General features: G+C 64.1%; 11 protein-coding genes and 1 tRNA gene. 10 read left to right on the top strand and 2 right to left on the bottom strand.

Going from position 1 to position 11,029, the window contains the following annotated elements:
- Nucleotides 1-12: 12 nt before the first annotated feature.
- The 10 genes from HB634_RS10760 to HB634_RS10715 all read left to right on the top strand — a co-directional run bounded on the left by HB634_RS10760 (nt 13) and on the right by HB634_RS10715 (nt 9,629).
- Nucleotides 13-723: a VTT domain-containing protein gene (locus HB634_RS10760; RefSeq protein WP_063573191.1), complete on the top strand. Its 711-nt coding sequence runs from the start codon at nt 13-15 to the stop codon at nt 721-723.
- A 70-nt stretch (nt 724-793) separates the two neighbouring features.
- Nucleotides 794-2,701 (top strand): hybrid sensor histidine kinase/response regulator, encoded by a 1,908-nt coding sequence (locus tag HB634_RS10755; RefSeq protein WP_213948582.1) that lies wholly within the window; start codon nt 794-796, stop codon nt 2,699-2,701.
- Nucleotides 2,702-2,788: 87 nt separating this feature from the next.
- Nucleotides 2,789-3,553, top strand: a complete 765-nt coding sequence (locus HB634_RS10750) for a response regulator transcription factor (RefSeq protein ID WP_063571775.1) — start codon at nt 2,789-2,791, stop codon at nt 3,551-3,553.
- Between the two features lie 30 nt (nt 3,554-3,583).
- Nucleotides 3,584-4,621: a phosphate/phosphite/phosphonate ABC transporter substrate-binding protein gene (phnD, locus tag HB634_RS10745; protein WP_213948581.1), complete on the top strand. Its 1,038-nt coding sequence runs from the start codon at nt 3,584-3,586 to the stop codon at nt 4,619-4,621.
- A gap of 93 nt (nt 4,622-4,714) precedes the next feature.
- Nucleotides 4,715-6,103, top strand: coding sequence for a HAMP domain-containing sensor histidine kinase (locus HB634_RS10740; protein ID WP_063571776.1), 1,389 nt, complete (start codon nt 4,715-4,717; stop codon nt 6,101-6,103).
- Nucleotides 6,104-6,180: 77 nt separating this feature from the next.
- On the top strand, nt 6,181-7,125 hold the full coding sequence (locus HB634_RS10735; RefSeq protein ID WP_213948580.1) for a VTT domain-containing protein: 945 nt from the start codon (nt 6,181-6,183) through the stop codon (nt 7,123-7,125).
- Nucleotides 7,126-7,191: 66 nt separating this feature from the next.
- Nucleotides 7,192-7,267, top strand: a tRNA-Lys gene (locus HB634_RS10730).
- A 367-nt stretch (nt 7,268-7,634) separates the two neighbouring features.
- The gene (locus tag HB634_RS10725) at nt 7,635-8,564 is read left to right on the top strand and encodes a hypothetical protein (RefSeq protein ID WP_063571778.1); all 930 of its coding nucleotides are present in this window, start codon (nt 7,635-7,637) and stop codon (nt 8,562-8,564) included.
- A 128-nt stretch (nt 8,565-8,692) separates the two neighbouring features.
- A complete protein-coding gene (locus tag HB634_RS10720) occupies nt 8,693-9,061 on the top strand; it encodes a hypothetical protein (RefSeq protein WP_213948579.1) in 369 nt (122 codons plus the stop codon).
- A gap of 55 nt (nt 9,062-9,116) precedes the next feature.
- On the top strand, nt 9,117-9,629 hold the full coding sequence (locus tag HB634_RS10715) for a hypothetical protein (protein WP_213948578.1): 513 nt from the start codon (nt 9,117-9,119) through the stop codon (nt 9,627-9,629).
- A 4-nt stretch (nt 9,630-9,633) separates the two neighbouring features.
- On the opposite strand, the gene queC is transcribed toward HB634_RS10715, so the two are convergent.
- Together queC and queE are read right to left on the bottom strand one after the other, a co-directional pair.
- Nucleotides 9,634-10,317 (bottom strand): 7-cyano-7-deazaguanine synthase QueC, encoded by a 684-nt coding sequence (gene queC, locus HB634_RS10710; protein ID WP_063571781.1) that lies wholly within the window; start codon nt 10,315-10,317, stop codon nt 9,634-9,636.
- Between the two features lie 18 nt (nt 10,318-10,335).
- Nucleotides 10,336-11,028, bottom strand: coding sequence for a 7-carboxy-7-deazaguanine synthase QueE (queE, locus tag HB634_RS10705; RefSeq protein WP_213948577.1), 693 nt, complete (start codon nt 11,026-11,028; stop codon nt 10,336-10,338).
- Between the last annotated feature and the right edge of the window lies 1 nt (nt 11,029).

The raw sequence follows: 11,029 nt of genomic DNA, 5'->3' as shown, positions 1-11,029 counted from the left end.
GGTCCTTCCCGGATGAGTCGCTGGCGTGCCGCGCTGCCGCTTTTGCTGCTGCTGGTCGCTGGCGCGGTGATGCTCGGTAGCGGCGCGCTCGACCGCTTCCACCCGACCCGGCTACTCGCCGAAGAGGGTGCCTTGCGCGGCGCGATCGCCGAGCATCCCGTCATGTCGCGGCTGGCCTATACGGGTCTGCTTACCCTGGCCATTTCCACGGGCGTGCCAGGAACGATCGTCATCATCCTCGCAGGTGGCTTGCTGTTCGGCATCGTCGAAGGCACGGCCCTGTCGTCCGTCGCCCTCGTGCTCGGCTCACTCCTTCTCTTCCTTGCCAGTCGCTATGCGTTTGGCGCGGGTGGCCGCCAGCCACCGGAACTTGCGACGCGCATGCGTACCGGGTTCTCCGCGCATCCGGTCAGTTACACCCTCGCCCTGCGCTTCATTCCCGTCGTGCCGCTGGGCGCCATGACGGTGGCTCTGGCCTGGTTGCGCTGCCCGCTATGGCTGTTCCTGGGCGCCACCTGGCTGGGCGGGACAGTGTCCCTCGTGGCCGAAACCGCGGTCGGGGCCGGTCTCGGCGACACGTTCGGCGGCAGCGCACCATTCACCCTGGCGCGACTTCTCGACGGCAGGATCCTGTTCCCGCTGGCCGCGTTCGCTGCCCTGAGCGTGCTTCCGCTGGCGATAAAGAGGCTTCGCGACCGGCGTCGGCGCCGTCCCCACCGCTGACGCCAGCCGCGTTGAACTGCGTTAGGCTGTAGCCTCGCGTCGCCCGGGAGGGGCACGCAAGGGGAGACAGATGCGCGACGTATCGGTTACGTGGCTGGAACGGGTCTGGCGCCGCACTTCACTTGTGCAGCGGCTGACGTGTGTCGCGCTCGTACCCACCGCCATCAGTGCGGTCCTGCTGGTTACCCTGCTCACCCGCCATCAGATGGATACCCTCCACGAGATGGGCCGCTCCACGGCCGACGCCATTGCCCAACAGGCCGCCAGTGTCTCCGGCGAAGCCCTGCGCAACGGCGAGCGGCGCGAGATTTCGCATATTTCCCAATCGATCGTCCAGCTGCCCCAGGTAGCACGGGTTCGCATCAGCGACCGCGATGGCGAGATCATTGCGGACCGTGTGAACGGAACCATCGACGACGATGACAATCTCACCGTGTCGCGCGAGGTGCTGGACCCGACAAGTCATCGCGTCGTCGGCTCGGTCACGGTCGATGTCAGCGTCGAGGACGCTATCGCCGCGCAACGAACCAGCGTAAACAACGCCCTCCTCTGGCTGGCGCTCAGCCTGTTCATCGCGGTGATGATCGGTTGGTCCACGGCGCGCTGGCTGAGTGCACCGCTGCGCAATCTCGCCATTGCGGTTCGCCAACTCGGCCTGGGCGACCGCACCGTGGTGGTCCCGGTCACCGACGATACCGAGATCGGTGACCTCCAGCGAGGCTTCAACGGCGCTGCCTCGCAGCTGCTGCATGCGCAGATCGGGATGGAACGCGAGATCGCCATGGCCACGGAAGAACTCGCCCGGAAGAACGCCGCACTCGAGGCCGCCAGCGTGGCGAAGGCGCGCTTTCTTGCCGCCGCATCGCATGACCTGCGCCAGCCACTCTACGCGCTCACCCTGTTTTCCTCCGGCCTCGCCGTGGACGAGTACGACCCGGTACGGCTCAATCGTATCGCCCACATCCAGGAGTGCGTGGAAGCGCTGGACCACCTGTTCAGCGAGCTGCTCGACCTCTCTCGCCTGGAGACCGGTGCCATGCCGGCCGTGCTCCGCGATGTTCCGCTGGACGAGGTCTTTGAAGAGGTCAGCGTGAATTTCCGCATGGTGGCCGAACAGCACGAACTGCGTCTGGTCGTGCGGACCACCGGTCTCTGGGTACGCTGTGACCGCACCATGGTCGCGCGCATCCTCAACAACCTGGTCAGCAATGCGCTGCGTTATACCCGCTGCGGTGGTGTGTTGGTGGGTGCACGCCGGCGTCCCGATGGCACGGTCCGCGTAGACGTGTGGGATACGGGCCTGGGTATCGGCCCGGAGCATCTCCAGCACATTTTCGACGAGTTCTACCGGGTCGAGAGCGGCCCGGAAGCCGGACGTCCCGAGAGCACGCGGCGCGGACTGGGGCTGGGCCTGTCCACGGTGCAGCGCCTGGCGGGCCTGCTTGGCACGCGCGCCATGGTGCGCTCGCAGCCGGGCAAGGGCAGCGTGTTCTCGATCACGCTGCCGGAGGTCCAGCCAGGGAAGATCGAGGCACCGGTCGCGGCGACGCCGGGCAGGCCCGCGCCGCGGGATGTCGTCGGCATGCGCGTCCTGGTGATCGACGACGAGCCGAGCATCCTTGCAGGGATCAGTTTTCTGCTGGGCAGCTGGGGCTGCGAGGTGATGACTGCCGAAGATGCGCAGCAGGCCATGGAGGCGGTGCACCAGTGGATACAGCCGCCGGATATCGTGATTTCCGACCTGCGGCTCCGCGAGGGCACCGGCCTGGACGTCATCGACCTGCTCGATCGCTATTATCGCCGCCGGCCCGGCGACCCACCACCGTTTGCCCGCGTGCTGATCACCGGCGAAACCCGCGGGGACTTCCTGCGCAACGTCGACCAGACCACCACGCAGGTTCTCTACAAGCCCGTTTCGCCCGAACGCCTGCACGATGTCATGGTTTCGGCCTGGACCGTCCATCATGCACCCGTCTGAGCCAGATGGCTGGCTTGCCGCGAGGCGCCCGGAGGGCTATGTTTCCAAGAACGGGGATGCTCGCGGTAGTGCGGGCGGAGGAAAGGCATGCGTGTTCTGATCGCGGACGATCACCGGTTCATCATCGACGGCGTCAAGCTCAAGTTGAGGGAATTGGGTGAGGACGTCGAGTTTGTCGAGGCCCAGACGGTCGCTGATCTCTATGCGCAACTCGATCGCCTGCCCCTCCCCGATGTCGCCCTGATCGACATAGGCATGCCGGACGCCAACGGCGTCGAACATATTCAAAGGGCGTTGGAGAAACTCGCCGACGCCAACGACAAGGTCACCAGCCAGGACAGCGAAAGCCCGGATCTGACCGATGACGAACGCCGCCTCGCCGCCGACTTGATCGGGACCCGTACTGCGCGCAAGCGTGCTGTCCTTGTCTTGTCCGGAAACAGCGACCCCGCTGCGATTCGCCATATGCTCGAACTTGGCGTGCAGGGTTACATCGTGAAGACCTCGAGTCCGGACGTCGTCCTGAACGCCGTGCGTCTGGCTGTCTCCGGCGGTATCTACGTACCACCGGAAGCTATGGATGCCGCCGTATCGAGCATTCCCGTTCCGTTCTTTTCCAAGGCCAACGGCAGCGATGGACTGACGACCAAGGAGCGCCTGGCCACGGTCCTCACCGAACGCCAGATCGACGTACTCAAGCTATTGGCCAAGGGCCGGCCGAACAAGCTGATCGCCCGCGAGTTGGGCATCAGCGAAGGCACCGTCAAGATTCACCTTGCCGCGATCTTCCGTGCGCTACATGTGCGGAACCGATTGGAGGCACTGGTTGCCGCACAGCACCTGGGCGACTAGCTAAAACACCATCCACGCGAGGCAGGCGCGATGCGGGCAGGCGTGAAGAGCGCGGCGAGAGGCTGGGTGCGCGCGTGGTTCTGCGCATGGCTGGCGTGCGTCCTTTGCTCGGGTCCCGCCGTGGCGGCCGGTCCCGCGCAGGGTGATGTCGATCCGAATGCCCCGCTCACCTTCGGCATTCTTCCCATCGGGGGTCCCGCCGAGTCGCTGGAGGCGTGGCGCCCCATGCTCGACGACTTGAGCAAGGCGCTCGCCCGCCCCGTCCGCGCGGTCTCCGTCACGACCTACGAAGGCATCGCTCAGGCCATCAGCGAGCAGAGGGTGGATATCGCCTTCCTCTCCGGGCGGCTCGCCCTGGACGCCGTCACCGGGCAAAACATGCAGGTGATCGGGCAGCTGACCCGCGGCGATGGCTCGAAAGGCTATTACGCCGTGGTGCTCGTGGCAGCGGACTCGCGGCTACGGACGGTCGACCAGCTGTTCGCCAAGCCGGGTAAATGGCGCTTCGCCCGCGGCGAAGCGCTTTCGGTGTCCGGCTATCTCGTTCCGGAAACCCAGTTGTTCGCGGCACGGAACGTGGACTCCGACACCTTCTTCGCCAGCGTGCACATCGACAACCACCAGAACAATGCGTTGGCCGTTGCCAACGGCGAAGTGGACGTCGCCACCAACAACACGGCTGACCTGGAACGCTTCAAGCAACATTTTCCCGACCAGTACGCGCGCCTGCGCGTGCTTTGGAAGTCCTCGCTTATTCCCCATGCGGTGATCGTGATCCGTAACGACCTTCCGCTTGCGTTACGCGAGCGCGTGGCCACCTTCATTACCAGCTACGGCAAGGGCAAGGAGGGTTCGCGCGAAGAAGCGAACCTGAAGCTCATCCACGACATCAGCGGATTCGCGCGGGCTGATAACGCCGTGCTCGTGCCCTTCGTCGATATCGAATATTCGCTGGAGAAGCGCCGCGCCACCAGTGCGCAGTGGGTCAGCGAAGCCGCGCGTGAGGCGCGCTTCCAGAAGATCAAGGTCGACCACGATGCGGTCGTGAAGCAACTCGACGGCAAATAGCCGTCCAACGGGCTTAGGCCATAAGGTATAGACGGGCAGCCTAGGTCCCCTTGTCTATCGCGCATCGAACGCGCGTTTCATAGATTCGTTGTCATGAACGCGTCGCCGCATCCGCCCGCAAGGCCCGCGCCCCTGCATCGACAGCTGATCCTTCGCGGATTGCTGCCGATGACGCTGGTTGCGCTCGCGTTGGCCGGATCGCTTGGCGTACTGCACATGCGGGCGCTCTCCGGCGAAGCGCGAACGGTCGCACGCATCCAGGCCATCCGGCTGGGCGCATCCATGGACGCCGCGACGAACGACGAAGCCGTTCGCTATGCACTGACGCGCGCGCTTTCACGCAGCGCGCCTACCGAAAGCCTCACGCTTCGCCGTGACGACGCGCCGGACCTGGTCATCGACAGCGGACGACACGTACCTTCCGGACGTGCGTTGCGCGTCCGCCTCAATACGCCACTAGGTGAACTCGAAACGGTTTCCGATGCGACCTCCCTGCACGAGCGGCGCGCCGCCGCTGCTTTCATGACGTTGTTGCTGTGCTGTGGGGTGCTTGCGGTGTTCCTGTTCACGCGGCGGGCGCTGGAACGCGATGTCATCGAACCCATCGAAGGCATGCGCGATCGTATCGACGCCTTCCTCCATCCGCGCCAGGCGAAGCCAATGGCAGGCGGCGTTGGCGAACTTGCCGCCATCGACGCACTGCTCGACGAATTGGTCGACCTGCGGCGACGCCACGACATGGCCATGTCCGACGCGCTGCGCCAGCGGTTGCAGGATATCGCGCGACACACGCGCTTCATCGAGCAGGTCGGCGACCACTTCCGCCAGCCGCTACAGGCACTCGCCTTGTTCGTCGCTGGTATGCAGCCGGGCGAGGATCTGCGGCAGCGCGCGGTGCTCGGCCAGATGCGCACAAGCCTTACGCGGCTCAACGAACTTCTCGACGGCTTGCTTGCCATGGCACGCTTCGATGCGGGCGCCGTGGAGCCCCACGCCATCGACCTCATTGCATCGGATCTTTTCGTGCGAGAGCGGGCAGCCATCGACGAAGACGCCAGCCGCCTCGGTGTCGACGTGCATTGGCGTGGGGGCCGCCTGCCCCTCCACGGCGATCCGGCTCTGCTGGGTGAACTGCTTCATCGCCTGGTGGCGAATGCCGTCATCAGCACGCCGAACGGCCGCGTACTGGTTGCCGCGCGACGCCGTGGCGATGCCGTACGACTGGAGGTCCGGGATAACGGCATGGGCCTGGAACCCATCCAGCAGGAGCGCGTGTTCGAAGAGTTCACCCGACTTCCCGGCCACGCCGGCTACGGCATCGCGCTGGCCGTGGCCAGGCGCATCGTCGACACCCTCGGAGGCAGCATCGGGGTCCGCTCCCGCCCCGGGCGGGGAACGCTTTTCTGGGTACAGCTCGAGGGCGCTTCTGTCGGCGTTCCCTCGCGAACAGCTCCCACACTGAGCCGCCATCCGGCCCTTTGATCGACAGCCATCTGTCGGCGGCGACCCGACCGGCGTATCGTTACGGAAGTACACAGACCTTTCCGAGGATCACTGTCGTGTCGAGCGTCAATTGGTCTGATACGGCGCCGGTGGTGGCGTTCATCGGTGTGTTCGCGGGGGCGATCGGCCTTCCCGTGCCGGCGATGCCTACCCTGATCGTGGTGGGCAGTACACTGGTCGCCGCACGCGACCCCGTCCTTATCCTGGCGACGTTCCTCGGTGCCCTTGCAGGCGCCTTCGCCGGCGACGCAGCGTGGTTCCTGACCGGGCGTCGGTTCGGCTACCGCGTACTCGATGGCTTGTGCCGTATTTCGCTTTCCCCCGACACCTGCGTACGCCGCGCCAGCGGTTTTTTCGAGAAGCGCGGGGTCAAGCTGCTGCTGGTGTCGCGGTTCATTCCCGGGCTCTCCCTCGTCGCCATTCCGATCGCCGGCGCCGGCGATACCCGATTCTCCCGCTTCACCCTCTATGACCTGCTTGGCGCGGCGTTGTGGATTTCCGTCGGCTTATCGATCGGCATGCTGTTTTACCGCCAGATCGACGCCGTGCTGGCCACCCTAAAGCAATTCGGTCTCGGTATGGCGGCGCTCGCCCTGATCGGACTGTTGCTATGGATCGGCTTTCGCTACAGCCGTCGTGCCCTGCTCATCGCACAGTTGCGCAAAAGCCGAATTTCCGTCGACGAACTCTCCGTCCTGCTCGCCAACGAGCCCGGCGCCCTGATTGTCGATGTGCGCTCGACCCTCAGCCGCCGCGACGATCCGTTCGTCATCCCAGGCTCGCGCCTGTTCGACCTGGCCACGGCGGATGCCGCACTGGCGACCCTGCCCCGGCACACCTCGGTGGTGATTTACTGCTCCTGCCCGAACGAAGTCTCGGCGGCCAAGGTGGCGGAGCGCCTGAGCAAGCTGGGTTTTTCCAACGTCCGTCCGCTTACCGGGGGCATCGGCGCCTGGCGTCAGGCGGGACGTGACGTCGAGGCCATTGTCGCCACGACCTGAACCGCCACGCCGCTCGGGTTGTGCCGCCCCCCATGCGGCCACTAAACTAGCCGGCTTCCCGCGCATGGGTCGTTAGCTCAGTTGGTAGAGCAGCGGACTTTTAATCCGTAGGTCGCCGGTTCGAATCCGGCACGACCCACCATTCGCGCCAGTGAGTCACGTTCAGGCAGGGCATATACCTGACGCTCCAACGAGAAGAAGCCTGAGCTGGCCCGTCCCGCCGATGAAGGAACATGGGCTAATATTTGGCCTGACAGGGAAAGGCGGAGGTACGTCAATGTCTACGAAGCCAATTTCGAAACGCGATAGCTCTGGTCCTTTTGCGACCTTCAGAACTGCGAAGGACGGAGGCATGGCTGTCGATAGGGAAAAACTCCACCAATCCGCTGGATACAGACGACAGGTCGATGCTCTTGTTGAGCTTTCGCGCCAGCTTCATTCCAGGAAGAAGCCTGCATAACGGAATAAGGAAGGGGTACTGGCCCCTTCTTTGTGTTTGAGGATCAAGGATGAATAACGCCGCGTTCGCGTTGCTCGTACTCGCTGCTGGGTACATCGCCGCACGGCGAAGCCTAATCTGGCGGCCGCACGTATTTCGAAGCGACGGGCACGCTCTGTATTTCCTTGTGGTTGTCACCGCGCTTGCCGTTGCCGCATTTAGCGGCCTCGCGCTTCATGAGATCGAGCAGCTACCCCGTGTCGGGACATTTGCTCGCGACTGCCTGGCAAGATTGCTGAAGGCGTTCGGTGCTGAGCCGGCCGCGCAGTCGCTTGGCTCCATAGCACTGGTCTCCGTCCCGACAGCATTCTTGCTGGCGTGGATGCTCAATATTCCGCTGGTGGCGTGCCGTACGTTGCGGGCTGCGCTCCTCATGCGACTGAGCTGCCTTAGCGAACTTGAGGAATTCCTCTGGGCGACCACGTCGAAGCAACTTCCCGTGATGCTCACAATGGCCTCCTCGAAGGTGTACGTCGGATTCGCGATCGACACCTCAACCACGCGTGGCGAGAGGGAATGGGTACGAATCGAGCCTTTCCTCTCCGGCTACCGGGACGATAAGCAAAGCTTTGAACCCGTGACGGATTACACGTGGCTTCATACTGGCTCGGCCGACCCGGCCCAACGATCGATCGAGGAATTCGACATCCTCCTGCCGGCTGACGAGATCAGATCGGTGCACGCGTTTGACCTACCGACTTATCTCACCAAATTCAAACAGGCTGAACCATTCGAAGGACCACTTCAGCAAACCCGACCGCCCCGCGAAGTCGCCACAAGCGTCAGCAAGGCAGAGCGCTTCTACATGTTCTATGTTGGAGGCATATTTTCGATGCCCGTGGCCTCTTTCTTCTTCGGTGCGATAGGGCTAGCCACAGGCTTTCTTCTCACTTCTCTGTGCGGGCGAGCGTCCATGCTGGAAGAGACTGACAACCCGTAATCGCAACGGGATATGCGACGTCTGACGCGCAACGCGTTCTTCTCTGACGAAAAACTGGTCAGGATTCTCATGTTTTCGCCGCCTGCCGGGCGGTACCGTTGACTCCTCTTCACTAAGCGGGAGTCGACATGCGCCCCTACACCACGAAACACGACGACGATCTCCGGCTCGGGGCTCCGTCGAGCCTCCCCTCAGAGGATGCCTCGAACGCAGGGTCGCTTCGCGAGTGGCTTGCCGTGTCGAACGAGCGCCTGAGCCACTTATCGACCACCGTCCGCGATCTGACAGGGAGGGTGGGCTTCGTCGACGACCAAGTCACTGAGGTCCGTCGCCGCCTCGCCGTTGTCGAAGAACGTCTCAGTCACACCGCCACAAAGTCATGGGTCCTCGGATGCGCCGTCGGGGTTTTGGCGGCCGGCCTGGCGGGCACACTGGGCGGCTTCTGGTGGATCGTTCAGCAAACCATCGGGCCCTTGCTGCGCGCTTCGGCCGGCTGAGTTATTCGAGCTAGAATCGTCCCGGCCACGGAGGGTGGCAATCAGGGGGATCGGGATGAAGGGTTATCTGCTTGGCGCCGCCTTGCTGGCCGCGTGCGCGTGGGGCTATCTACAGACGAAGAAGCTGTCGGGCAGCGGCATCGAAGCGTTCTACCAGACGGATGCGGAAACGACAGGGCACCACTATACAGACGCATCCTGTGCGCTTCTGGCCGACGAATTCCGCGGCTCGTCGTCAGGAGTGATCAATGGCATGGCCGTCCCACAAAGGACGATCGGAAAGTCCGAATTCTGCGACAACATGAAGAAGTTCTCCGACATGCTCGAGAACGTCGAGAAGCGTCTGGGTCGGAAGGCCGACATCGCTTACAGCACGAACCTCACCGACCCGACCTATGCCGCCGACCATCGCAGCGCAACCGTTCACGTGACCTACCAGTACAGCCTGCTTGGCGGTCGCCTGATGAACGTCCACGGCACGCGTGTGGATACCCTGGTCAAGCGCGACGGCAAGGTGCTCCTGCTCGCCACCGAAGACCATACCAACGGGACGATCGGCCCGCAATAACGGCTCAGGCGTAGTGCGTTGGGTCCGGTACGCCAGCCTTGGCGAAGCCCTCCGCGCGGAGGCGGCAGGCATCGCAATGACCGCAGGCGCGGCCCTGGGCATCGGCCTGATAGCAGCTCACTGTGGCGGCGAAATCGACTCCCAGGCGCATGCCCTCGCGGACGATATCGCCCTTGCCCATCTCCATCAGTGGCGCATGGATACGGATGCCGGCGCCTTCGACGCCAGCCTTGGTGGCGACGTTGGCCAACGACTGGAAGGATTCGATGAAGGCAGGACGGCAATCCGGGTAGCCGGAATAGTCGACGGCGTTGACGCCGCAAAAAATATCGCTCGATCCCAGCACTTCGGCCCAACCCAGCGCGATGGACAGCATGATGGTGTTGCGCGCCGGTACGTAGGTCACGGGGATGCCCGTCCCGCCGTCTTCCGGCACGTCGATGTCGGCGGTGAGCGCCGAGCCGCCGATGCTGCGCAGGTCCACGTGCACGGTCTTGTGCGTGACCGCGCCAAGCATCGTGGCGACGCGCTCCGACGCCTCGAGCTCCGAGCTGTGGCGCTGGCCATAGGCCACGCTCAGTGCGTACACCTCGAAGCCCTGCTCGCGTGCCATGGCGATCGTGACGGCGGAATCCATGCCACCCGACACGAGGATGACGGCCTTGCGGGAGGGGTTCGAAGCGTTCATGGCACTACCTTGATGTTGTCAGTGGCCAGCCGCGTCGTTCCATAGCAGCTTGTGCAACTGCAACTGGAATCGTACCGGCAGGCGTTCGGCGAGGATCCACTCGGCCAGCTCACGAGGCTGAACCTTCGACCACACCGGTGAAAAGAGCGGCATCACGCGTTGGTCCAGTGCGTGCTCGCGGACGACGTCTCGCGACCATTCGAAGTCGCCGCGGCTGGCGATGACGAACTTGACCTGGTCGTGCGGCAGCAGGTGGTCGAGGTTGGACCACAGGTTACGTGCACACTCGCCGGAGTCCGGCGCCTTGAGATCCATCACCTTGCGGACGCGCGGATCGACGCCGGAGACATCCAGCGCGCCCGAGGTCTCGAGCGACACCTCGTGACCGGCGTCGCACAGCTTACGCAGCAGGATCAGGCAGCGCTTCTGCGCCAGCGGCTCACCGCCGGTGACGCAGACGTGTTTAGCGCCAAAGCTGGCGACATGCTCGACGATGGCGTCGATGTCATGCCACTGGCCGCCGTGGAACGAATATTCGGTGTCGCACCAGACACAGCGCAGCGGGCAGCCGGTGAGGCGCACGAAGACGGTCGGCCAGCCGATCGCATCGGCCTCGCCCTGCACGGAGTGGAAGATCTCGGTGATCCGCAGTCGTTCCGCGACGGGCGCGCCCGGCGGGAAGTCCGCCAGAGTTGCGGTGTTACCGTTCATG

The organism is Luteibacter sp. dw_328 (assembly GCF_018449605.1).
In the GTDB taxonomy this organism is placed as follows: Bacteria; Pseudomonadota; Gammaproteobacteria; order Xanthomonadales; family Rhodanobacteraceae; genus Luteibacter.
Note: the sequence above shows the minus strand (reverse complement) of the source record. Positions and strands in the feature narration are given on the sequence as shown.